The sequence below is a fragment of the Leptospira dzoumogneensis genome (assembly GCF_004770895.1).
GTDB classification, from domain to species: domain Bacteria; phylum Spirochaetota; class Leptospiria; order Leptospirales; family Leptospiraceae; genus Leptospira_B; species Leptospira_B dzoumogneensis.
In genome coordinates this window covers 147,241-170,980 of the sequence record NZ_RQHS01000001.1, presented here as the reverse complement: position 1 = coordinate 170,980, position 23,740 = coordinate 147,241, and the positions used below count along the sequence as shown (strand labels likewise).

The following is a 23,740-nucleotide window of genomic DNA, read 5'->3' as shown; positions in this document are numbered from 1 at the left end:
AATTATCCTTTTATTAGACGAATTCCTTCTTCCACCATTCTGTCCGTATCCTGTTCCAACATACAACGAAAATGTTTTTTAGGACAGACCCTTCCCCCATGAATGCCACAAGGACGACAGTCTAGGCCGTTTATCTCGGAGATAAAAACACGATCCGCCAAAGGTGTATAACCGAATGCAGGGATGGTTGCTCCGAAAGCGGCCAAAGTCGGGATATTAAATGCAGAAGCAAAATGAATGGGAGAAGAATCGTTGGTCACAAGAAGTGCCGCTTTGCTCATCAAATAACTCATCTCGGGAAGAGTTGTCTTACCAGCAAGGTTGATCCCGAAACCTTCTCCTACTTCTTCACAAAGTTTAGAATCTCCTTTGCCTCCGGTCAGAACGATTTTCAGCCCTGTTTTTTCATGTAGAAGTTTACTGACCGTTTTGAATTTATCCGCTGGCAAACGTTTTGTTTCCCATACGGAAGAAGGAGAAATCAGTATATAATTCCCTTTTTCCAAACCGTTCTTTTTCATTTCGGATTGGATCCCGGCAACCGAACCCGGCTTCCAAAACAGTTCAGGTTGTCTGGAAATATTTTTTCTTTCTTCTTCCGAATAGATCAAAGAAAGAAGTTTGTCTACTTCATGAGGTCCTCTTAATGATCGAGGCCTTCTATCATTTAATAAAAAAGAAAATCCAGCAGTCTTATATCCGATCCTTCTTTTAGCCCCGCTTAAAAAAGAAATAATGGAAGAACGAAATGAAAAATGGGGAGAAATACAAAGTGTAAAATTATGTTTTCTTAATTCTTTACAGAAATTCCAAAATCCAAAGACAGAAGACTTGATCTGTTTCTTATCCAAAGGAATGATAAGATCTATCCAAGGATTTGCTTCCAGAACGGATTCGGTTCCTTTATTCACGATCACCGTCATTTTAGAATCAGGAAACCTTCTCTTGATCTCCCTAAAAAGTGGAGTAGTTAAGATCAGATCTCCTAAGAATGCAGTTTGGATGACTAAAATATTTTCAGGCATTTATTTTTTGGCCTCGAGGATGGTGGCAAAATTATTCACTCCCAATCCTCCTATGGATAAACCGAGTGCAGTATCCGTATCATTCTCGTTCATAAATATACAAAGTTCAGCGATCTGTGCAAGCCCCGAAACTCCCACCGGGTGACCTCTTGTTTTCAATCCTCCGGATGGATTGATCGGAAGCCTTCCTCTTTTATCAGTGATCCCTTCTGCCACATTTGCAAGTGCCTTTCCTTGTGGAAATAGTCCTGCATCTTCCGCGGCAATGATCTCAAAAATAGTAAATGCGTCGTGAAGTTCCGCAACTTGAATATCAGAAGGTTTTTTACCTGCTTCCGCATAAGCCTGATTAAACGCGGATTTGGATGCAGTAAAACTAAGCCCTCCTGGAACTCCATTCACATTCCCTAAACCGTGTCCCGTGCCGGTGATCTCAATTTTTTTGCGGTCCTTCTTCAATCTTGCCGGATCCGTTTCTAATAATAATGCGCAGGAACCGTCTGACAAAGGAGAAATATCATATAAACATAATGGACTGGAGAATATAGGAGAGGAGAAGTATTCCTCTTCGCTTAAGTTTTTTCGAATATGTGCGATCTTATTCTCAAGGCCGTTATCATGAAGTTTCTTGGATAACCTAAAAAGTTCCTTTCTAGTATATCCAAAATCCTTTAAATACCTGGTAGCTGTCAGCGCCCCCCCCTGGGCCATGGACATTGCCAGGTTTCTTTGCCGGGAAGAAAGTACCGAACCTAAAAGTAGATTGTTCTCTTCTCTAGGAAGTCTACTCATGACCTCTGTTCCGATCACGATCCCCCTTTTAAATTTTCCCGATAGAAGAAGATAACGGGCCAGATGTAAAGCAGAAGCCCCACTGGAAGATGCAGTCTCAGAACGGATCGCAAATAAAGAAGAAAGTCCCAGATCTTCTTTGATCTTAGCCGGTAAAAAAATTTCCCCAGTATAACGTTCCGGGGCCATACATGCAAATATTAGAAATTCAGGAACAAAACCTGGATTCTTCTTAAGTAAATGATTCGCAGTATCATAGGATAGCGATTGATAGTCGGAATCAGTCTTGCCAAATTTACTTAAATGAGAGTCGAGCACATAGGCCGAGGTCATATTCCTACAAATTTTACTGCTCCTGATTTCGAGCAAAGTCAAAAACTTAAGAGACGGCGCTGCCTTTTTTCGAATCTCGCTTTTCAAAATAGGCACTCTCGTTTATAGTGATCTGAGGTAGGAGAAACGACGTGAAAGGAAACCAAGAAGTCCTCGAAATCTTAGCGGAAGTGCTCTCCGCCGAACTCACAGCCATCAACCAGTATTTCATCCACGCAAAGTTGAACAAGAACTGGGGTTATGACAAGCTTGCTTCTTACATGAAGAAGGAATCCATCGAAGAGATGAATCACGCAGACCAAGTGATCGAACGTATACTCTTCCTGGACGGAATTCCTGATCTGCAAAGATACATGAAGATCAATGTAGGCAAGGATATTGAAAGTATTCTAAAGAACGATTTAGACGTAGAGTATAATGCCGTAGAACGTTTGAATCGTGGGATAGAAATTTCCACCAAGAATAAAGACAACGGCACACGTGAATTGCTCGAGAAGATCCTCGTCTCCGAGGAGGAGCATATCGACTGGCTCGAGGCCCAGCTAGAGATCATCAAAACCATTGGGGTCCAAAATTATTTGGCCCAACAAATCGCCTAAGCATTGAATTCCAAAAAACCATCCCCTAAAAAATCCCCTTCTTCCGGTTATGGCAAGAAGGGGCCTGCTAATAAATCAGGTTCTTCTTTTTCAAGACCGACTCGCTCCAAAAGTTCGGACTTCGATAGAGATTCAGATCGTAAACCATATCGCTCTAAAGAAAGAGGCGATTCAGAAAGACCTTATCGTTCCAAAGACGGAAATTCTAAGTCAGGATATTCTTCCGACAAACCAAAAGATAAACCATTCAGAGCAAGAAAAGAAGAAGGATCTGAAAGGCCTTATAAAAGAAGAGAAGATAAAGAAACTTCCGACTTCAAAAAAGAAAGAGGCGGTGCTAAACCGTTTCGTTCCGGAAATGATCGCAAACCACCGGGCCGCTCCGGAAATCGTAAATTTTCTGACGATGACAGAAAACCGTATCGAGATAAAGATTCGGATCGAGGCGACCGCAAACCATTCTCACGCAATTCAGATCGTGGAGAAAGAAAACCTTTCTCTCGAGATTCCGAACGCGGAGAAAGAAAGCCATACTCTCGTGATTCAGACAGAGGAGAGAGAAAATCATACTCTCGAGACTCAGACCGTGGTGAAAGAAAACCTTTTTCCGGAAATACAAGAAGAGAAGGTAGGAGCTCCTACGGAGAAAATTCTGACCGTGGCGATCGTAAACCATTCTCACGTAATTCAGATCGTGGAGAAAGAAAACCTTTCTCTCGAGACTCAGAACGAGGAGATAGAAAGCCATACTCTCGTGACTCGGAACGAGGTGAAAGAAAACCCTTTTCCGGAAATACAAGAAGAGAAGGTAGGAGCTCCTACGGAGAAAATTCTGACCGTGGCGACCGCAAACCATTCTCACGTAATTCAGATCGTGGAGAAAGAAAACCATTTTCTCGTGATTCCGAACGAGGCGAAAGACGTCCATTCTCTCCTCGCGGAAAAGAAGGATTTCGTTCCGAACGTCCCACTCGTTCTTATGAAGAAGATAATTTTAGAGAAGGGATCCGTGCAGGTTGGCAATCCGCAAAACTTTCTCTTTCGGAATTCGATAGACCGGAAGCACTCACCTATCACGCGTCATGCGGAGATGGTCTTGCATTCTTATTAAAAGAAGAAGTGAAGGAAGCAGGTTTAGAAATCCTCTCCGACAACAGAGGAGGAGTCTTTTTCAAGGGACCTTCTAAAAAAGTCAGAGACTTTTGTTTGAGTTCCGGAATTTCTTCCGGGATCAGTTTTGAATTGTCTTCTTGGCAGGACATACAAGGACCAGACGATCTATATGAAGTCGCGGCAATGTTCCCTTTCGAAAAATTACTTTCTCCTAAAACAAAGTTCAGAATAGATGCTGCAACAAAGGATAACCTGCAAGATTCACGTTACGCGACTTATCGTTTAAAAGACGCGATATTCGACAGATTCAGAGCACAAGGCCTGGAACTACCCGAAGCGGATCGTGAAGAACCGGAGGTATTATTCTATCTTCGTTCCAGAATGAACCAGGTAAAATTATTTGTGGCGTTGCATGCCCAACCTTTACAAAGAAGGGGTCATGGAAGAGAAGGTGGAGAAGCTCCTCTCAGAGAAACTTTGGCACAAGCATTACTTCGTTTTTCCGGTTGGAAACCTGGAGAAGCATTGTACGATCCATTCTGCGGTTCCGGAACTTTATTGATAGAGGCTGCACTCAGAATGAGAAACGGAGGCTGGGTGAATTACAAAAGTTTATCCAGATCTTCTATCTTCACTCGACTTTTCGGGCCTTGCAAAGCAAAAGAAGAATGGGACTCTAAGGAGATCCTACTCTTCGGCTCGGATATTTCTGAAGATGCGATAGAACTTGCAAAGAAAAATGCAAAAGAAGCAGGAGTGGCAGACCTGATCCGCTGGAAAGTCGCTTCCGCAGAAGAATTGGATTCCGACCTTGGATTCAAAGAAGGGAAAATTGTGACCAATCCTCCTTACGGAGTTCGATTGGGAGATAAGGAATCCGTTTCTGAACTCTATTCGACCTGGGGAGAAACTTTGAAAAAGAATTTCTCCGGATCCTATGTGGCATTGGTGGCAGGAGATCCTTCCCTTTTGGGCTTCTTAAAACTGAAGTCTGACAAAGAACAATCAGTCACCATAGCTAAGTTAAAAGGAAAATTAGTTGCCTATCGGATCGACTAAACCAGACTCCCGGGAGAGATGAATCACCAGGAGATCCTACTCAAACTTTTAGAAGTCACGGAAAACTCCAAGGACAGTTTTCAGTTCCTGAAACTATTCCGGTCCTTGGAGCCTGAAAAATTCGCGGTCATCCACGCAAGTTCCGAGACCTTGACAGAGTCCGCGGAAGCATTCTTATACAATTTAAAATTATTACAAAAACTCCAACTATTCCCTGTAGTCGTTCTGGAAAAAGACGGGGTCTCTTACGCAAATCTATTCTACCGATCCCCTTCTTCCAAGATCAGTTTAGAGTCCATCAAGGACTCATTGGAAGAAGGACAAGAACTCCCGGGTTCCAGAAACCTTCCCGCAAAATGGTTTAGAAATCCGAGCCAAGCATTTGAGTCAGTTCTTTCTTCTTTAAAGGAGAAGAAGATACCTGTGTTTGTAACAGACCAAGGTGGATCCGAAATTTATCCGTATCTTTCTAATTTATGTAAAGAACTTAGGACTAAAAAGTTAATTCTCCTTACTGCAAGAAGTGGGCTTCATAATTCCGAAGATAAAAAGATCTCCATTTTGGATTTCGAATCTACTGAAACTCTCCAAAAGGAAGACGAGGTCCTATTCAAAGAATGCAAAAGAATTTTTGAATATACCGGAGATCCGAATCTTCAGATCGCGATCACTTCCGCTCCAGGTCTATTAAAAGAATTATTCACGATCAAAGGTAGCGGAACTCTATTAAGAAAAAAGAATAAAATAGAATTCCATACTGATTTCCAAAATATAGATCCGACCAGACTGAACGGATTGATAGAAGATTCTTTCGGAAGAGGATTAAAACAAGGTTTTTGGAATAAGGAATTTTCCGGGATCGTATTAGAATCCGAATACAAAGGATGTGCACTTCTACAAAACACTCCTTGGGGCACATTTCTTTCTAAATTTGCGGTGAACGAGATCGCGAGAGGGGAAGGTGTAGGAAGAGATATCTGGGACGAGATGTTAAAAAAAGCCCCTGTTCTTTTCTGGAGAGCCAGAGCGGAAAATACTATCTCCAAATGGTATGCGAAAGAATGCAGCGGTCTTCAAAAAGAAGGGATCTGGATCTATTTTTGGATCGGATTACAAGAGAAAGAAATTCCTTCCGTCTGCGATTTTTTGAGAAACCTTCCTGAAGATTTGGAATCTAAACAACGGAACGATTCCTGATGGAACAGAATGTTTTTTTGTACGATGGGGACTGTGGCTTTTGTTCAGGCCTCGCTTCTAAACTTTCAAAACTTTCCTTAGATAAAAATATAAAATTTGTAAGTTTTAGAGATCTATCTTCCCATGATCTAAAAGAATTACATCCCGGTTTAGAACCTAAATTGGTCGCGGGGAATGTACAGCTTATCTCTGGAAATATGAGATATCCCGGTTTTTTTGCAGTCCGAAAACTTTCTCATTCTTTAAAGGGCTGGAGATGGGCTTCTCCACTTCTCTATTTGCCCTTAGTTCCTCTATTAGGAATGATCTTTATGAGCTTTTTAAAATCGATCCGCTCTAAGGTTTAAAGAGAGATCGGAGATACGATCTTCTTTAGACCTTCATAAAATACTAATCTTGCATCCAAAGCAAGTTTAGATCCTTCTCTTACTTTTTGCATTTTTCCAGGATCAGTCGCAACATCTTCTATCAATCTAAACATTTTTTCGGAATGAGATTCATCCGCTTCCAAATTCACTTGGAAAAACTTTCCTTCCGGAAGTGTGATCCTGGACTTCAGATCGGAATAAGACTTATACATTCTGGAATATTCTAATTTTAGAAGATACTCATTCGCGGGTCCAAGTGCTCCTAATGCGGAATAAAAATCGGTAGTAGTAATTCTTTTCATTAAATCCAGATAGGCTCCGGTTTCAGGAAGCATATCTTCCCCGGTCACGACCTCCCCCATCTCGGAGAGAAACTTTCCAAGGATAGAAACATGTGAATCTTCTTCTTTCCCTTCTCCCAATTCTTCCCAGATATTTTGGACGAGTACTATTTTAGAAGGCACAAAATTGGTAAGGGCCGCAGTATTCAAGAACCAGTTCACAAATTCAACGGATACGAAATATTCCTGCTTCAACCAAAGAAGAAGGTCCGATTTTTCCATCTTCTCTTCTTTTTCTTCCAACCATAAATTTGCGGTCAATACAGGATGATATTTGACCTGGTCTATTAATTCTTCTCGAAACGTTTTCATCCTTCGATCCCGCTCGTTTGTTTTTCTTTTTTCAGTTTGGAATAAGTAAATCTTTCCGTTAAAAATTCCACTCTTGCGATTTCCAATAATTCTTTCATCAAATCCGAATAGGTCCCGAAACTTTGTGAATAACAGATCGGAAAACTGCTATAATAAGAAGATAATCCTGGAGTAGTATTCCACTCCAAGAACATTGGTTTTCCTTGTGCGTCGGCTTTCCAGTCCAATCGGACCGCTCCGGAGGTTTTGAGTATTTTACATAATTTTAATGAATACTTTTGAATATATTCAAATCTCTCTTGATCCAAATCGAAATGTAATTTTTCGGGCATACTCAGTTTGGTTTTGGTAATTTCGCCATAGATTTTTTCGGGAGAATTTTCCAAACCGATCCTTGCTACCTGGCTTGCCTTGTATCCGTATGTAGGGGAACCTATAACCGCCAATGTCCATTCTTCTCCCGGCAAATAAGATTCGCAGATCCAGGAAGAGTATAATGGAAATTTGGATCGGATAAATTGATCTAAGTCAGCCTGATTCGAGATCAGATTTTCTTCCCCCACTCCTAGGCTGGAACCTTCGGATCTGGGTTTGAAGAATACTGGGAATTCTGATTCTGTAGGAAGTCGGGAACCGCGGAATATGGGATCCAAATTCCTCACACCATCCCATGCGTCGCTGAATGTAGAATCCACATTTGTAGTCACTTCGACAGAATCCTTCTCCACGAGACTCCAAGGACTGGTAGGAACACCTGCAGAAACACAAAACAATTTAGAAAGATGTTTATCCAAACTCAAATTCTGAGCATAAGCATCCGATCCAGTATGAGGAAATCCCGCATATTCTGCGATCGCAGGTAGAAGCGCTTCCCTATTACGGGAGCGAAAACCTTCTACCAAATGGAATAGAACAGGTCGATCTTGCGGCTCTAAGGAAGAATAATCAGAGAGTTTTTGTAGTAGCTTCGACGGAAATTCTATAATATCTACCTTCTCCTCTAATTCCTCCAGGGTTCGTTTGATTTCCAGAACTGAATTTTGATCCTCCCATTCTTGTGTGTCCTTTGGATCCAAGTCCGGGTTTTGGATGTCTGCTACGATTAAAACAGATGGAGAATCTGAATTCATTTTCCGGATTCTCCCAAAGGACCAAGGCCTTTGAATGCGGAATAGGAATTCTGTAGTATCTTCGACCAGGTTTCCTTACTGATCTCCGGATAAAATTCCTCATATTCACTATTGATTGGCTCGGGGCTCAGGTGATATGTCCCTCTTACCGCAGATCGGAACACATGATTACGAGAAGGTTTATGAAATCCAAGATACCAATTCGGTCCAAGGCTTACCTTTCCCCCACCACCTGGAAGATCATTCACAAATTGTGGAATTCCCATGCCTGCAACTTTTCCCCGCATATATTCAATTATTTGAATACCTTTTGCGAGAGGAGTCCTGAAACCGCGCGAGCCGGGGATCAGTTCAGGATCATACATATAATAAGCACGTATCCTAAGTTCTAAAAGTTTTCGATGTAGCCTAAGCATTGTTTCCCCATCATCGTTAATCCCTTTTAGGATCACACATTGGTTCCCAACGCTTACCCCGGCTTTTAGAAGTTTGAGAATGGCCTCTTTTGCTTCGGAAGTGCATTCTTTTTCATGATTGAATTGAGTATTACAAAAAATAGATAAACGATCGGTGTTATGGGATTCAATGATCTTACATAGATCGGAAGTAATTCTCATAGGAAGAGTGACAGGGTTTCTTGTCCCCAGCCTGCAAATTTTTACATGAGGGATTTTTTCCAAATTTTCCAAGATCCAATCTATTTTGGGATCGGAAAGATTCAAAGGATCCCCGCCCGAGATCACAACATCTGAAATTTCAGGATGATTTCGAATATAATCAAAACATAATTCCAGATCCGCGGTTTCCATTCTTTCGGAAGAATCTGAAACCTTTCTTCCCCTCATACAATGCCTGCAATACACGGAACATTCATGATTCGAAAAAAGTAATACCCTATCGGGATACATATGAGTGAGTCCCTTCACAGGAGAAAGATCTTCTTCATGCAAAGGATCTAATGTTTCTTCGGGAGAGAAGAAGGACTCTTCCCTTCTTGGGACGATCATTTTTCGGATGGGACAATTCGGATCGTTAGGATCGGAGAGAGAAAGATAATAAGGAGTAGTTCCTACATTCAGTCGGATGGTTTCTTGGATCCCGATCTTCTCAGATTCGGTGAGTTGAAAATATTTAGGAAGGTCTTCTGCTCTTACCCTTTTTTGGAGTTGGGCCTTATAATCTGTCCAGACAAAAGAAGAATATAAACTCTTTCTAGAATCAGCAGGTGACTCTAGATCCGCAACTCCCCGGTTTTTCCCCAATCTCTCCATCCGGAACTCTTTTCCCATCCTTATGCCCGCGCAGGGAAAATCAAGCGAAGGAAAAAAGGAATGCCTCGAATTCCCCGGCCAAAACTATTGTCTTGCTAATGGATTGGAATCCCAAACGGGTCCGCGCACTTGCCTTCGATGTGGACGGAACCCTATTTTCTTCTGAAGGAATCATCTTAGAAACCTATGCGGAAGCGATCCGCAGATTTTCGGCCAACTCCCAGATCCCGATCGAGGTCCCAGACAGAGAAAGGATCATGCTCGAGATCGGAAAACCGGTCAAAACCATCTTTTTGAACCTGGTCCCCCAGCTCCAAGAATCACAAAGAGACCAGATCTCCGACTCGGTCCTGGAACTTTTAGTGTCTAAGATCCGACAAGGAGAAGGGGAATTCTACCCTAAGGTAAAAGAAACTGTCACTTCCCTCAAAAATAAGGGGTACCAAATCTTGGCGGCTTCTAATGGTAGAATGCCCTACGTAAAAACCATCCTAGAAGTCTCCGGCATCCTGCCCCTCTTCGACCCGATCGTAGTTTTGGATAATGAGACAATTAAGACCAAGCCGGATATAGTCGCAAAATATATCCGAGATTATTCTTATTCTCCGGACGAAATTTTGATGATTGGGGATAGAAGTTCCGACCATGAGGCGGCCCGTAAAAACGGCAGCCCATTCGCATTCTGCGCCTATGGCCACGCTCCAGAGGGAGAAATCCCGGATTGGGAAGTGAGTCTGGCGCAATTGGAAGATCTGGACTCAATATTCTAATCACTTTTCCAAGGAAAAAGTGAGAAGGCAGTTTCCGGATCAGCCGAAAATTGTATTGTGCCCGAATCGGATAAACTTAAATCGCTTCTTTATATCCTGACAGGGGCTCTATTCGTTCTAGTTTTATTGGATAAGTCTATGGGGAATAAGAATACCTCCTCCCCCGGACAAGAATCCCCTTCTTTCTTTTCAAAATTTAATACGATCGGAAAAACGAGTCCATTATCTCCTTCTTCTTCAGAGAACAAAGGAAAACAAACCCATGAACAGGTAATGGACCGGGCGGAAGATGAAATTTTAACGGAGCTAATGCAGAATGGAGAAAACTCTTCTTCTGAAGAGCTCACCTCAGATTCGAACGATCCGGAAGAAATGTTTATCCCCATCGTGGAAATGCCAAAGCCTGGACCTACCGGCCCTTCTCCCAAAATTCGTTTGGATCATTCTCCAGGAGAGATCAAACTTTACTTTTTGAAGTTTTATGGAAGAGGGAACAAAAGCCATTCCAGACTGGTTCAGTTGAAAAGAAAATTCGACCATGGGGATAAGATCCTATTTATACTGAAGGAACTCACTAAGGGACCTTCTTCGGATGAGAAAACACAAGGTGTTCTGAACGCACTTCCAAACAGAATGGAATATTCTAAAGAATATTCTGCGGAAAATGGAATATTAAAACTATATTTAGGCCCTGACTTCGAAGCGGGTGCAGGTCCTGAACTTCTGAAAGATAGAGTGGACCAGATCTGTTACAGCATTCTGGAAAACTCCGAGCTAAGAGGGATCAGACTATTCATCAATGGGAAACAAGTCCGCTCTTTAGGCGGCGTAGGTCTTCCTATCCCGGAAGTTCTGACCAAAAATCCAAGAAAGATCGCCACTCTTTAAATAAAATCTTTTCGATTCTTAGGTTTATTTTTCTTGAAAAAATAGCACGATCGGTCGTTCTTTTAATTCTATGATCTCGGGTGGGAAACTTAGTCAAGAAACCAGAAGCCGTATTTTAGATAAAGGACTAGGTGTAGTAAGTAGATCGGGTCTGGAAGGTTTAAGCCTTGGCCCTTTGGCGGAGCTTTCCGGCATGTCTAAAAGCGGATTATTCGCTCATTTCGGCTCTAAAGAAGAAATTCAAATTTCTATTCTGAACTACACAGCAGAGTTCTCTAGATCAAAAGTTTTGGAGCCCGCATTAAGATCCAAAGAGGGACTCCCCAGACTTCGTTCTTTAGTAAAACATTGGATGGGTTGGTCCAAAAAAGCCGGACTTCCTGGAGGATGCCCTATTGCTGCCGGATTATTCGAATTGGATGATTCAAAAGGTCCGGTTCGCCAAAAACTATTGTCTATGGAATCCGAATGGAGAGCTCTTTTAAAAAAGTTCACTAAAGAATGTGTGGATCTGGAAGAATTAAGATCCGATCTGGATCTGGACCAATTTGTCTGGGAGCTTTGCGGAATCTATTTAGTACATCATACTTCTCTTAGGTTTTTGAAAGATCCTAAAGCGGATTATAGAGCCAACAAAGCGTTCGAAAGTCTTTTAGAAAGATCTAAACCGAAAATAAAAAGGAAAAAATAAAAGAGAGATCATGTATCCGTATCTATTACTTATTCACTCATCTGTTCGCTGGATCGTTCTATTCTTTATAATATTTTCTATCTTTAGATGTATTCTAGGACTGATCTCCAAGGGTAGCTTCGGAAAAACGGACCATCTGGTCCGGATCTTTACGATCACTTTCTCTCATCTTCAATTAGTCCTCGGTTTCATTCTCTATTTTCAAAGCCCTATCGTTCGGTCATTTTTTTTCAATCCTACCGAATCCTTTTTTATTCCGGAAGCCAGGTTTTTCGCATCCACTCATATTTCTCTCATGATCGCTTCCGTGATCTTACTCACTATAGGATCTGCGATCTCCAAACGTAAAAAAGAAGATCCTGAAAAATTCAAAAACCTTTTGTTCTGGAATTCGATCTCTCTATTTTTGATCTTTATTGCAATTCCCTGGCCCTTCTCCCCATTATCACAAAGACCTTATTTAAGAGGATTTTAGAATGAGAAAATTTTTCACAACGGATCTAGGAAGACTTAGATTGGTCGGATTTTTGGAAGGAACCTCCTTACTCATTCTGATCATTTTAGGAATGCCTTTGAAATATTATTTCGGATCTCCGGAGTTAGTAAAACTTTTAGGTCCGATCCATGGCGGATTATTTCTTTTATTCCTTCTCCAGACATTTCATTTTTCGATCGAGAACTCATGGAGTTTTAAGGAAAGAACTTGGAAGGTGGCTCTTGCCTCCGTCTTCCCGTTCGGAACATTCTATATAGATAGCACCATTCTTAGAAAATTATAATCCATTCGAAAACTATCCCTTTGTGGATACGTTTTGTAGGAACTCCTACATCACGCCCCCGGAGCAGACCCCTATTTATCCTAACGCTATTGGAATTCCAATCTTCTGACAAAAACGACAATTACTTGCCTTAGAATTTTTTTGACTAAAATTTGATTCTTCCTTGCTCGGAGATACGTTATGCTTGAACCGTGGTCTTATTATGGAGGTTTTTTCCAAAAGCCTTCCATGCGGAAATGAAAACAATGTTCAAGTGGTTCCCAGGCATAGACCGAAGAATTCGCTTACTATCTAAGCGGATCTTCTTTAATCGATATCCCCAAGGATTTTTAGAGACCAATTGGAGCGAAATTCGCCAATCCTTGGTGGCCCACTATTCTCTCTGTATCGTAATCAGTTTAATCACCTATTTCCTGCCGAATTCGCGGGACTTCGAAGATGAGTCCCTGATCCTTCTCCAATCCAGCCGGATCACGTTAATCGTTCTTTCACTCATATTTTTATGGAGGCATGCCCGTAAAAAAGATTGGGTCCCTAAAAAACTGGAACTCTATAAGGTATGGACTTCTTCCACCCTTCTAATCTCATTCTTTCCTTTCTTATATTTGGATAAGGTCCATTACGATGTATATCTCCACCAGGCATCTGCGATCTTACTCAGCATGAATCTTCTTCTTTGGTTAACCACTACCACTGCGGTTGCCACAAACTTAGCATTCTGTCTGATGTTCTTAGGTGTATGTTACTTAGGAGATTCTCCGGTGGAAGCAATGCAAGAGTTCCCGATCCTTCTCACGTATCTATTCGTTGGTACTTTCGGGAATGTGATCATGAATTATTGGAGAACAATGGATTACCGGGATAAAAGAAAATTATCCGGCGCAGTCCTCCGGTTGAAGGCGAAAAATCTACATATCAGAATGATCTCCAATCTGGACGATCTTACCGATCTTTATAATCGCAGATACTTGATAGAACAATTCGACATCTTCAAGAAGAGAGCAAGACGTCATCAGTTCCAAATGGCACTTGTGATCTTGGATCTAGATCATTTAAAAGAGATCAATGATAAGTACGGACATATGGCAGGAGATGATGCGCTCCAAACTCTTTCCGCAGTCATGAAGTCCAGAGTAAGATCCACTGATATTTGTGCACGTATCGGCGGAGATGAGTTCTGCGTTCTTTTGGATTCGGTAGATCCTAAAAGTTTAAAAACTTTATGTGAGTCTTTGCGTAAAGGAGTAGAATCTCATCCACTTTCTGTCAGAGATCCGAATGACAAGCCTGTGAATATCACAGTATCCATAGGCGCTGCCATACTTTCTTATGATGAGGATTTTACTTTCGACGATCTATACCAATCCATCGATTCAGGATTGTATAAATCCAAATCCTCCGGTCGAAACAGAGTCACAATAGTAGAAGCTACTAAGCTGAATACTAAGGTTGATCTTTCTGCTTCTTGGCCTGAGGAAGTTCGTATATATAAGTAAGTTCGCAGTATTCTCCATCGCCGAAATACTTTTGTTCTTTTTGTTCCAAGAAAAATTGTCTATGTTTTTGGTCCGATTCCAACTCATCCAGTCTTTGGGTGACTTGCAATTTTGCAGCCTCACAAGAAGTCTTTTTCATTTTGAAAAAATCCTGATCTTCTACGGAAGGAACGGAAGCCTTGCCGATTGCTATGAATTGGTATTTATGAGGACCTAAGGTTTTTACGCTGACTCCTGTGTCCATATGGATCCTTTCTCTATGAGAATCCAAACAATTCGATACACAGAATAAAAATCCGCAGATCGCGGATAACTGAAGTATTTTAGAGCCCAAAGATTTTTTCATTCTTCCCCCGTTCGAATCTATCTATTTAGGAAAGTTTACGGACTAAGTCATCCGGATTTTTGAAAAAAATTTACACGGCTCGGAAAATATCAGACCGCGGAAAGTTCTCTTCCTTCATATTTTTCGTAATTATAAAGAAGGTCTCTTCTTTTAGGAATAAATCCACCTTCTTTCAAGAACTTGATGGCTTCTTTTTCGGTTTTCAGACCGAAGGAACGTAGTACATTCTCCTCGATCACCACAGAAGAAATATCATCCGCACCGCTTGTAAGAGCAAGCTGCCCCACACCTTTTCCAAGAACCATCACAGAAGTTTCAATATGTTTAATATTGTCCAAGAAGATCCTGCAAATCCCAAGAACTTTCAGATACTCTTGGGTAGAAACCGCTCTTACTTTAAATCTTTTGGTCTGGGGCTGGAAGGTCCAAGGAATAAAAGAAAGAAATCCTCCGGTCCTGTCTTGCAGATTACGGACCACAGTGAGATGTTCTATCACTTCTTCCTTGGTTTCTTCAGAACCGAAAACAATATTTGCACTTCCTAAGAGTCCTGCTTCATGACAGGTTTCCATTGCGCGAACCCATTCTTCGGTACTTGCTTTTTTAGGAGAGATGATGTTTCTCATTCTATCCGTTAAAATTTCAGCGCCTGCTCCGGGAACGGAATCCAAACCGACTGATTTAAGGATTTGTAAAACTTCGAATAAAGGTTTCCCTGTGATCTTTTCTAAATTGATAATTTCTACAGGAGAGAATGCACGGATATGCATATCAGGGTATTTGGATTTTACTGTGGAGATCACATCCAAATAATAATCGAAAGGTAGATCCGGATAAACTCCACCTTGTAAGAACATTTGATCCGCTCCTTCCGAAACGGCATAATCCATTTTTTCTAATATTTCTTCTTTAGAAAGTACGTAACCTTTTCCATTTCCTATCTCGTCCATGAAGGAACAAAAATTACATTCAACATTGCAGTAGTTCGTGTAGTTCACTACTCTAAACATCGTGTAGCTGGCATGTGTATGAGGCAGGATCCTTTCTCTCAATGTCCTGGCAGTTGCCATAATTTTAAGATGGTCTCCGGACTCGTACAACTCCAGCGCTTCCCTAGGAGAAATACGTTCTCCATCTAGGGCTTTTTCTAATATAGAATCTGTGGAATGATTTGGGAATATTCGGCTCATCTGGATGGAAAGATTTCTTCCTTAACTTCTTCAAAGTTTTCTATTTCTTCAAAAATGCACCTCCTTTTTAAATTGCATTCTTATTTATTGCGATTGAGTCGCAGTTAAATATGTACACGATTTAAGGGAAGAAGGGACAGGACCTTTTCACAGCATGTAGGAATTCCTACAAAGAGACTAAGTATCTTTTTTCCTGGACAGGGCGCCTCCTAATCAGTAGCCTGCTATGAAAGACCATCCAAATACAAAGGGTAACCTGAAAAACTATGGCTATTTCTCAAATCGCCTTCCACGTGATCTTCACGGCTCTATTTATAGTAGCAAATGTTGTATTCGTTCGTGCCGTTCTCTACAGATTAAATCTTGTATTTAATGCTAGAAAGGCTAACGGAACAGAAAACTTCCTGGAACATAAAAACTGGGGATTCCGGATCAAAAGTTTCGTATTAAACGTAATCTTACAAAAAAAGAACTTTAAAGAACCATTACGCGGTATCATGCACGCATTCGTATTTTACGGATTCGTCACTTACTTACTGCATACTACCAGCCAGTTTATCTCCGGTGTATTTGGATATGCGTTGGATGATCCTTACAAATTCACCTTAGTCGGAAGTTTATTCGGAGAAACTGCGAACCATTATTACGAAGCTGCTCTTCAAGTAGTTTCCATTTTGGTATTAATAGGACTTGGATTCTTTGCTTGGAGACGTTGGATCCAAAAGGCAAAAGGATTAGATGTTCATTCACCTGCTTCTGCAATCGTAATCGGAATGATCTCCCTACTCATGATCTCGACCCTATTGGGAGAAGGCGCAAGAGCAGTTGGAGCAGAATACGCTAACCCATTCCATGATGCGGCTCCAATCGCTGCAGGTATCGGAGCTTTTTGGGAAGCGATCGGTGTAGAATATTCTTCCGCAGACTTGGTTTTCCAGATCATGTGGTGGACCCATATTCTATCCGTATTCGCGTTCATGTTGTATGTTCCTACATCTAAACACGCTCACTTGATCTTCGCGCCATTTAACTATTTCTTACAATCGGATACTCCTAAAGGTGCTCTTTCTAAATTGAATTTGGAAGATGAGACTGCCGTTTGGGGAGTTACAAGAACGGAAGACTTCCCTTGGCCAAACCTTCTAGACGGACTTTCTTGTATTGAGTGCGGTCGCTGCCAAGTTCAGTGTCCAGCAAACAGAACCGGAAAAGTTCTGAATCCTAAAGCGATCATCGTGGAATTAAAACACGCGCTTATGGATAAAATGCCGGAAGTTGTAAAGATCAGAGAAACGAATCCGGAAGGAGCTGCTGATGCAGTTGCTGCATTAGATACTTCCGTGATCGGAAAATACGAAGGTCTTTCGGAAGAAGCTCTCTGGGGATGTACTACTTGTTACGCATGTGTAGAAGCTTGTCCTGTTGGAAACAACCAAGTAAACGCAATCATGGAAATGAGAAGACACTTGGTACTTGTCGATTCTAACTTCCCTGCGGAACTACAAGGTGCATTCGTAAACATGGAAAACAACTCCAACCCTTGGGGAGTTGCTGCACACTCCAGAGCGGATTGGGCGGAAGGTCTTGGCGTGAAAACCATGGCAGAAGATTCCAATGTGGATGTTCTATACTGGGTTGGCTGCGCTGGAGCTTTCGATGATCGTAACAAACGTATCGCTCAGTCCTTCGTTAAGATCATGCAAAAAGCAGATGTTAAGTTCGGTATCTTAGGAACGGAAGAAGGATGTTCCGGAGATTCCGCACGTAGAGGTGGTAACGAATATCTCTACCAAACATTAGCACAAGCAAACGTAGACACAATGAACGGATACAACGTGAAGAAGGTTGTAACCGCTTGTCCTCACTGCTATAACACGATCAAAAATGAATATCCTCAGTTCGGCGGAAACTTCGAAGTAATCCACCACTCTGAATTCATCAACGAACTTTCTAAAGAAGGAAAGATCGATGTAGGCGTTGCAGAAGATGCAAATGCCGGAAAGTATACCTACCACGACTCTTGTTATATCGGAAGATATAACGACAACTACGAGAACCCAAGAGACCTGGTCAAAAAGGTTTCCGGTGGAAAACTCGCAGAACCTGTAGACCATCATACTAAAGGACTCTGCTGCGGTGCAGGTGGAGCTCAGATGTGGATGGAAGAGCATGGAGAAAGGGTCAACTTCAAGAGATCCAACCAACTTCTGGATACCGGAGCTACTACGATCGCAACCGCTTGTCCTTTCTGTATCACAATGATCACAGACGGGGTTAAACAAGAAGGAAAGATCGAAGAAGTAAAAGTAAAAGATATCGCGGAACTAGTCGCGGAAAACTTGAAATAAGAAGAAGTTTCACTTCTTTAAAAGTAGAAGCCTCGGTGAAAGCCGGGGCTTTTTTATTGTTCACACAGAGAACACAAAGTTCACAGGGAATTTGCAGGAGTTTCTGCAGGGTCTTACCGTTATGCCGTGTTGGAGTTCCTACATTCCGGATGAAACGCTCGCAAAGGCAAAAAAATAGCGGAATGTTTCCATTCCGCCCTGAATCATCTGGTGCAAATACATTATATACGACGGAGGTCGATCCGTCATCCCACGGGAAATTAATTATTTTCTACAGAAATAAATTTCAGGGGTTAAAGACTAGGCTGAAAGGATTAGGTGCTTCAGTTGACTTTACTCTTTGCACATCCCTTGGAGGATAAGATACGCACGGAGATAGGAGAAATGTAGGAACTCCTACATTCAACACCCTCTGCGACTTTGCGGCTCTGCGTGAGAAACCCCCGAGGCTCTCTCTGCGACTCCGCGCCTCTGCGTGAGAAACCCCTGTGTCTCCGTGCGAACCTTTGCGCCTCAGTATTCCTGGTTTAACTCAGAAACATCCTGCGTAGGATAATCCAATAGTCGGATCTCAGGATTTTTCTTTTGGAAATAACCCTTCTCCCATTCAGAATCGAATAGAAGTGCCGCTCTTCCCAGGCTATCAGTCACAAGATTAGAACCTTGTGGGACCTTAGGAATATCTTCTTCAAGCAACCAACAAGAAACTTGGTAAGGAAGAATATTGATATTCGTAGGGGCAGAATACTCGTCTTGTAACCTTCTTCTAAACACCTCGAACTGAAGCTGGCCCATTGCACCTATCACAGGCAATCCGCCACCCACAGTCTGAGAAGTGAATAAGTGAAGAATTCCCTCTTCTGCCAATTGTTCGATTCCCTTTCTGAAACTTTTGAGAGCGCCGGTTTCCACACAAGATAGAGTAGCAAAAATTTCTGGAGCAAATACAGGAAGAGGTTTTAGATCAGGAACTTTACCGCTGGCTAATATATCTCCGATAGAATAAGTTCCTGGATTCACAAGGCCTATGATATCTCCAGGATACGCCTCATCCACAGTGTTTCTATCCTGTCCGAAAAATGCAAAAGAGGAGGAAAGTTTTACGGCCTTTCCTAATCTTCCGTGATTCACGTTAAGTCCTCTTTCGAACTTACCTGAACATACTCGGAGGAATGCGATCCTGTCCCTGTGAGCCTTGTTCATATTGGCCTGCACCTTGAACACGAATCCGCTGAAAGGAGTGGTGATCGGATCTAAACGATCTCCATTCTTCAATGGGAAATATAAAGGAGGAGGAGCGATCTTTAAAAAATGATCCAAGAATAATTGGATCCCGAAATTATTCACAGCAGATCCGAAAAACACAGGTGTGATCTTTGAATCTAAAAATTCATCCAAGGAGAATGGAGCAATTCCTTCTTCTACAAGTTCTACTTCTTCCCTAAATTGTTTTAAGACCCAGTCCTCGAACATAGAGTCCAGATTTGTATCTTCTATCCCTGAACTTTGGAATGCGGACTTTTGGGAACCACCTGGAGTTTTGTCGTAAGTGTAGATCTTTTTATCCACACGATTGTACACTCCGCTAAAATCTACTCCGGTTCCGATCGGCCATACCATCGGGATCGCAGTGATACCTAAAACTTTTTCGATCTCATCCAAGAGCTCGAACATTTTTTTAGTAGGGCGGTCCATCTTGTTTACGAATGTAACGATCGGGATCCCACGGTCCCTGCATACTTTAAACAATTTGATTGTTTGAGGCTCCACTCCTCTACCGGCATCTAACACCATCACTGCGGTGTCTGCTGCGATCAATGTGCGGTACGTATCTTCGGAGAAGTCTTCGTGACCCGGAGTATCTAATAAATTTAATACATGATTTTTATATTCGAATTGCAGAGCTGCGGAAGTGATCGAGATCCCCTTCTCCTTTTCCATTTCCATCCAGTCGGAGGTAGCAGCCTTACGATTTTTACGCGCCTTTACTGCACCCGCAAGTTGGATAGCGCCTCCGTACAATAGAAGCTTTTCGGTCAGGGTAGTTTTACCCGCATCCGGATGGGCTATGATCGCGAAGGTTCTCCTACGTTTGGTTTCCTCTTCTACTATATTTTGGCCGATAGCGCTTTCAGACACGGTTTGCCTCTCTATTAGGAAACGTTTTTGGAACGATGGCCCTTGTCAGCATGAAAACAGAGCTTAATTCTTCACGGATTCGTATTCCTTCGGTAAAACAAGCGTAACCAAAAGGTCTTATTCTTTCCGCCGGTCCATTTCTTGTAAAGAAACTGGATCACGCTTTTTTCCCCGGAAAACACTTAGGGAGGGAGATTCTTATCCCTCCCCTTTTTCCCCACCTAACTACCAGAGTTTTGAGATTGTCGAATCTAACCGCGCTGATTTTCTAGACTGTAATAGTTTACCGGTCTATGGAAACCTCTAAAATCAAACATCTTATCTCCTGGCAGGATTGGTCCGACGCAGAAGTCTTGGATCTTCTACAATTTGCTGTCCATGTGAAAAATCACAGAGCCAATTATCTGGGGCATATGACCGGAAGGACTCTTGCTATGCTTTTCCAAAAGACTAGCACTCGTACCAGAGTTTCTTTCGAAGTTGCGATGACTGAGATGGGAGGACATGCTATCTATTTGGATTGGATGACTTCTAACTTTCTTCTTTCCGATATTGATCTGGAAGCGGAATATCTTTCCAGAAACGTTTCAGTCATCATGGCTCGGATGAGAAAACATGAGGAACTTTTACAGTTAAAGTCGGGCTCTCAGGTTCCCGTCATCAACGGATGTTGTAATAAATTCCATCCTTGCCAATCATTAGCGGATATTCTTACAATCGTAATGGACAATCCTAAACCTATTAAGGAACTGAAGCTCACCTATATCGGTGTGCATAATAACGTAGTAAATTCTCTTATAGGTATCACTTCCGCTTTAGGAATGGAACTTACTCTTCTCACCCCGATCGCAGAAACTGAAAATATAGATCAGGATACTGTGGAAAGGGCTAAGAAGAAGGGCACGATCCAATGGGAGACTGATCTGATCCGTTCCGTAAAAAATGCGGATTATATTTATACGGATACCTGGGTAGACATGGAGTTCTTCAATGATCCTGCTTTCGCGGATAAGAAGAAGGAACGAATGAACCTAATGATGCCTTTCCAGATAAATGAATCATTGCTCAAAGAGACCAAGGCAAAGGTAATGCACGATATGCCGATCCACTCCGGTTACGAAATTACAAGAGAAGTGGTCAGAAGTCCTAGATCCATTATCTTCCAACAGGCGGAGAATCGTTTGGATGCTCAAAAGGCGGTCATCCTACAACTCTTAGAAGCTTGAGGAAGCCCGCCAAAAATCCGTTGCCGGGAAGGCCTTTCCTGAAAACCCTGTTCTAAGACAGCCGAGCTAGGCTAAAATCGCAAAAACTTAAAAGGTACTTGTATGTCCAAATTACCACATCCTAAGGATGCATTATTCGAAGGAGAAAAACCTTTCCCTATCATCCCGGCCTGCGAACATTTTGCCGGATCCGAAAAACTGATCACTAAAGCTCTAGAGTTACAAAACAAACTCGGCGGTCTTTTCGATATCACAATGGACTGCGAAGACGGTGCTCAAACCGGAAAAGAAAAAGAACACGCGGAAATGATCGTCCGCATCCAAAACTCCGAACTCAATAAACATAATATGAGCGGTGTTAGGATCCACGATTATACCAATTCCTTCTGGAAACAAGACGTAGACATTATCGTTCCAGGCGCGGGAAACAAGATCGCATACATCACAATCCCTAAACCTACAAAAGCTTCCCAAGTGGAAGAAATGATCACTTATATCCAAGGCGCTGCTAAAAAAGCGGGGATCACTAGAGAGATCCCGATCCACGTATTGATCGAAACTCACGGAGCACTTGCCGATGTGGACAAGATCGCTGCTCTTCCTTGGATGCAAGTAGTTGATTTCGGTCTAATGGATTTCATCTCAGGACACCACGGAGCGATCCCAGCTTCTTGTATGAAAAGCCCAGGACAATTCGACCACGAATTATTAAGAAGAGCAAAAGCTTCTTGTGTTGCTGCAGCACTCGCTCACGGAGTAATCCCTGCTCATAACGTTACTCTTGACCTGAAAAACCAATACCAAACTTATAAAGATGCAAAAAGAGCTCATGATGAGTTCGGATTCCTTCGTATGTGGTCCATCTATCCAACTCAGATCCAAGCGATCTTAGATGCGATGGCTCCGGACTATAGCGAAGTCCAAACTTCTGCCGCAATTCTTGTAAAAGCACAGGATGCAGAATGGGGACCGATCCAACACGACGGAGATCTTCATGACAGAGCAACTTACCGTTACTTCTGGGAAGTTCTTCAAAAAGCAAAACTTACCGGGATCGCAATTCCGGAAGAAGCTTCCAAAAGATTCTTCTAATCTTTTCACTCAGCTTCAAAACGAAAAAGCCGCAGATAACACTGCGGCTTTTTTTATTCTAAAAAGTAATTAAATTCAAATTAGAACTGTCCGTTACTCGCTTTTTCTGCTTATATTAAGTATGGGCTTTTCAAGAATGACTCGTTCTATTCTATCTTTATTCATTCTACTTAATTTCCAGTTCTGTATATTGGATAATCTCTTTGAAGACGATGATCCTGGACGTAAGACAGTAGAAAGGACCGACAATCTTTATGTATTATCCGAATATTTAAAAAACGAAAGTGTCTGCCAAGAGCCAGACTCAGTACGCGGAGTCAACCGAATGTGTTTTAGAGCCGGCGGTTCCAATATGATCTATAATTTGAATACCAGTTCTTATATCTCCGGGACAGTCCAAGCAAATACTCCTCTCAGATGTAGATGCCCTGAGGACGGATCCGATACGGTTTATTCTTGGTATCTATATATACCTGCAAATGCAAGTCCCGAAAAAGAATTAGAATTAGTTCCGAATTCTTATTCTTCCGGAATACCGGAAACTTTAGATAATTACTCAGCGGGAGAACAATTTGCCTGCATGCCTACTAATTGTCCATCTACCCGATATTATCAGGTTATCGAAGCAGTTCCTTGAGTTATCCTGTTGGAGTTCCAACACCCGGCTCGGTAACGGCCGCTGCCTAAATTTTACTTATTGAACTTCTCGTTCAGCTTGCCGATTAGTTCCGACAAACTTCTTTCCAGATATTCCCATCCCTTTTTGTTCATGGGTTCCAAAGGCATTTTTTTCTGTAACTGTTTGAAACGATCGAAGGACTCTCTTGCGAATTCTAAAAATCTCCTAGGAGTGATACCCAATCTGTCAAATTGACTTTCGTTACGATTGAATAGATCGGCGACCTTAACTCCGTATTCTCCTTCCAGAAAATAATATCTAAGATCCGAGAGGGATTCGTCTATGGCCTTAAAAATTTTAGAGCCTGGTCCGTCTTCTTTTCTTGGATCAGATTCGGAGCCGACTTTATCTGACCCGACTACCCTGGCCGCTTTTACTTTTTCGTTAAGGGCGATCTTTTGTAATTTCTCCCTCATAAGAACGTCGGGGAGAACTGTTTTCTTTTTATCCGCCAATTTTACTGAGGTCCTCAAAGCCGATTGTCCGAATTTTCGGACGGAACCTATTCTATGGACGTATTCGATTTATGTCCAGAAATTTCCGCCCTATACTTGTT

At 42.1% G+C, this 23,740-nt stretch carries 23 protein-coding genes; 14 read left to right on the top strand and 9 right to left on the bottom strand.

Annotated elements, in window-relative coordinates; translation table 11 throughout:
• Nucleotides 1–2: 2 nt before the first annotated feature.
• Together EHR06_RS00765 and EHR06_RS00760 are read right to left on the bottom strand one after the other, a co-directional pair.
• Nucleotides 3–1,025 (bottom strand): glycosyltransferase family 9 protein, encoded by a 1,023-nt coding sequence (locus tag EHR06_RS00765; protein ID WP_135755270.1) that lies wholly within the window; start codon nt 1,023–1,025, stop codon nt 3–5.
• Complete coding sequence (locus EHR06_RS00760) at nt 1,026–2,150, bottom strand: thiolase family protein (RefSeq protein ID WP_135755269.1); 1,125 nt, start codon at nt 2,148–2,150, stop codon at nt 1,026–1,028.
• A gap of 131 nt (nt 2,151–2,281) precedes the next feature.
• Here EHR06_RS00760 and bfr point away from each other — a divergent pair, with 131 nt between their 5' ends.
• The 4 genes from bfr to EHR06_RS00740 are packed head-to-tail and all read left to right on the top strand — an operon-like array spanning nt 2,282 to nt 6,465.
• Nucleotides 2,282–2,749 (top strand): bacterioferritin, encoded by a 468-nt coding sequence (gene bfr / locus EHR06_RS00755; RefSeq protein ID WP_086449192.1) that lies wholly within the window; start codon nt 2,282–2,284, stop codon nt 2,747–2,749.
• A 3-nt stretch (nt 2,750–2,752) separates the two neighbouring features.
• Entirely contained in the window at nt 2,753–4,921 is a 2,169-nt protein-coding gene (locus EHR06_RS19210; protein WP_208757720.1) for an N-6 DNA methylase, read from the top strand.
• An 18-nt stretch (nt 4,922–4,939) separates the two neighbouring features.
• Nucleotides 4,940–6,118 (top strand): acetylglutamate kinase, encoded by a 1,179-nt coding sequence (locus EHR06_RS00745; protein WP_135755268.1) that lies wholly within the window; start codon nt 4,940–4,942, stop codon nt 6,116–6,118.
• Complete coding sequence (locus EHR06_RS00740; protein WP_135755267.1) at nt 6,118–6,465, top strand: DCC1-like thiol-disulfide oxidoreductase family protein; 348 nt, start codon at nt 6,118–6,120, stop codon at nt 6,463–6,465. Before EHR06_RS00745 ends, EHR06_RS00740 begins: the two co-directional genes overlap by 1 nt.
• On the opposite strand, the gene EHR06_RS00735 is transcribed toward EHR06_RS00740, so the two are convergent.
• The 3 genes from EHR06_RS00735 to EHR06_RS00725 are packed head-to-tail and all read right to left on the bottom strand — an operon-like array spanning nt 6,462 to nt 9,540.
• The gene (locus EHR06_RS00735) at nt 6,462–7,139 is read right to left on the bottom strand and encodes an iron-containing redox enzyme family protein (protein ID WP_135755266.1); all 678 of its coding nucleotides are present in this window, start codon (nt 7,137–7,139) and stop codon (nt 6,462–6,464) included. The genes EHR06_RS00740 and EHR06_RS00735 overlap by 4 nt on opposite strands.
• A complete protein-coding gene (locus EHR06_RS00730) occupies nt 7,136–8,269 on the bottom strand; it encodes a D-alanine--D-alanine ligase family protein (RefSeq protein WP_135755265.1) in 1,134 nt (377 codons plus the stop codon). The genes EHR06_RS00735 and EHR06_RS00730 overlap by 4 nt, the downstream gene beginning before the upstream one ends.
• Complete coding sequence (locus EHR06_RS00725) at nt 8,266–9,540, bottom strand: KamA family radical SAM protein (RefSeq protein WP_135755264.1); 1,275 nt, start codon at nt 9,538–9,540, stop codon at nt 8,266–8,268. Before EHR06_RS00725 ends, EHR06_RS00730 begins: the two co-directional genes overlap by 4 nt.
• A 98-nt stretch (nt 9,541–9,638) precedes the next feature.
• Here EHR06_RS00725 and EHR06_RS00720 point away from each other — a divergent pair, with 98 nt between their 5' ends.
• From EHR06_RS00720 to EHR06_RS00695, 6 genes are all read left to right on the top strand, one after another.
• On the top strand, nt 9,639–10,310 hold the full coding sequence (locus EHR06_RS00720; RefSeq protein ID WP_135755263.1) for an HAD family hydrolase: 672 nt from the start codon (nt 9,639–9,641) through the stop codon (nt 10,308–10,310).
• Nucleotides 10,311–10,367: 57 nt separating this feature from the next.
• A complete protein-coding gene (locus EHR06_RS00715; protein ID WP_135755262.1) occupies nt 10,368–11,198 on the top strand; it encodes a GerMN domain-containing protein in 831 nt (276 codons plus the stop codon).
• A 70-nt stretch (nt 11,199–11,268) separates the two neighbouring features.
• On the top strand, nt 11,269–11,889 hold the full coding sequence (locus EHR06_RS00710) for a TetR/AcrR family transcriptional regulator (protein ID WP_135755261.1): 621 nt from the start codon (nt 11,269–11,271) through the stop codon (nt 11,887–11,889).
• A gap of 10 nt (nt 11,890–11,899) precedes the next feature.
• The gene (locus tag EHR06_RS00705) at nt 11,900–12,364 is read left to right on the top strand and encodes a hypothetical protein (RefSeq protein WP_135755260.1); all 465 of its coding nucleotides are present in this window, start codon (nt 11,900–11,902) and stop codon (nt 12,362–12,364) included.
• A 1-nt stretch (nt 12,365) separates the two neighbouring features.
• Entirely contained in the window at nt 12,366–12,668 is a 303-nt protein-coding gene (locus EHR06_RS00700) for a DUF3817 domain-containing protein (RefSeq protein WP_135755259.1), read from the top strand.
• Between the two features lie 245 nt (nt 12,669–12,913).
• A complete protein-coding gene (locus tag EHR06_RS00695; RefSeq protein ID WP_135755258.1) occupies nt 12,914–14,164 on the top strand; it encodes a GGDEF domain-containing protein in 1,251 nt (416 codons plus the stop codon).
• Here EHR06_RS00695 and EHR06_RS00690 read toward each other — a convergent pair.
• Together EHR06_RS00690 and mqnC are read right to left on the bottom strand one after the other, a co-directional pair.
• The gene (locus EHR06_RS00690) at nt 14,112–14,510 is read right to left on the bottom strand and encodes an LIC11299 family lipoprotein (RefSeq protein ID WP_135755257.1); all 399 of its coding nucleotides are present in this window, start codon (nt 14,508–14,510) and stop codon (nt 14,112–14,114) included. The genes EHR06_RS00695 and EHR06_RS00690 overlap by 53 nt on opposite strands.
• An 89-nt stretch (nt 14,511–14,599) precedes the next feature.
• Nucleotides 14,600–15,700, bottom strand: coding sequence for a cyclic dehypoxanthinyl futalosine synthase (mqnC, locus tag EHR06_RS00685; protein WP_135755256.1), 1,101 nt, complete (start codon nt 15,698–15,700; stop codon nt 14,600–14,602).
• Nucleotides 15,701–15,966: 266 nt separating this feature from the next.
• Here mqnC and EHR06_RS00680 point away from each other — a divergent pair, with 266 nt between their 5' ends.
• The gene (locus EHR06_RS00680) at nt 15,967–18,048 is read left to right on the top strand and encodes a heterodisulfide reductase-related iron-sulfur binding cluster (RefSeq protein WP_135755255.1); all 2,082 of its coding nucleotides are present in this window, start codon (nt 15,967–15,969) and stop codon (nt 18,046–18,048) included.
• Between the two features lie 513 nt (nt 18,049–18,561).
• On the opposite strand, the gene EHR06_RS00675 is transcribed toward EHR06_RS00680, so the two are convergent.
• Complete coding sequence (locus EHR06_RS00675) at nt 18,562–20,187, bottom strand: peptide chain release factor 3 (protein ID WP_135755254.1); 1,626 nt, start codon at nt 20,185–20,187, stop codon at nt 18,562–18,564.
• A gap of 293 nt (nt 20,188–20,480) precedes the next feature.
• Between EHR06_RS00675 and EHR06_RS00670 the strand changes: the two genes are divergently transcribed.
• The 3 genes from EHR06_RS00670 to EHR06_RS00660 all read left to right on the top strand — a co-directional run bounded on the left by EHR06_RS00670 (nt 20,481) and on the right by EHR06_RS00660 (nt 23,142).
• Nucleotides 20,481–21,413, top strand: a complete 933-nt coding sequence (locus EHR06_RS00670; protein ID WP_135755253.1) for an ornithine carbamoyltransferase — start codon at nt 20,481–20,483, stop codon at nt 21,411–21,413.
• A gap of 102 nt (nt 21,414–21,515) precedes the next feature.
• Entirely contained in the window at nt 21,516–22,505 is a 990-nt protein-coding gene (locus tag EHR06_RS00665; RefSeq protein WP_135755252.1) for an HpcH/HpaI aldolase/citrate lyase family protein, read from the top strand.
• 136 nt (nt 22,506–22,641) lie between these two features.
• A complete protein-coding gene (locus tag EHR06_RS00660) occupies nt 22,642–23,142 on the top strand; it encodes a hypothetical protein (RefSeq protein WP_135755251.1) in 501 nt (166 codons plus the stop codon).
• Between the two features lie 53 nt (nt 23,143–23,195).
• On the opposite strand, the gene EHR06_RS00655 is transcribed toward EHR06_RS00660, so the two are convergent.
• Nucleotides 23,196–23,639 (bottom strand): LIC11177 family protein, encoded by a 444-nt coding sequence (locus tag EHR06_RS00655; RefSeq protein WP_135755302.1) that lies wholly within the window; start codon nt 23,637–23,639, stop codon nt 23,196–23,198.
• Nucleotides 23,640–23,740 lie beyond the last annotated feature (101 nt).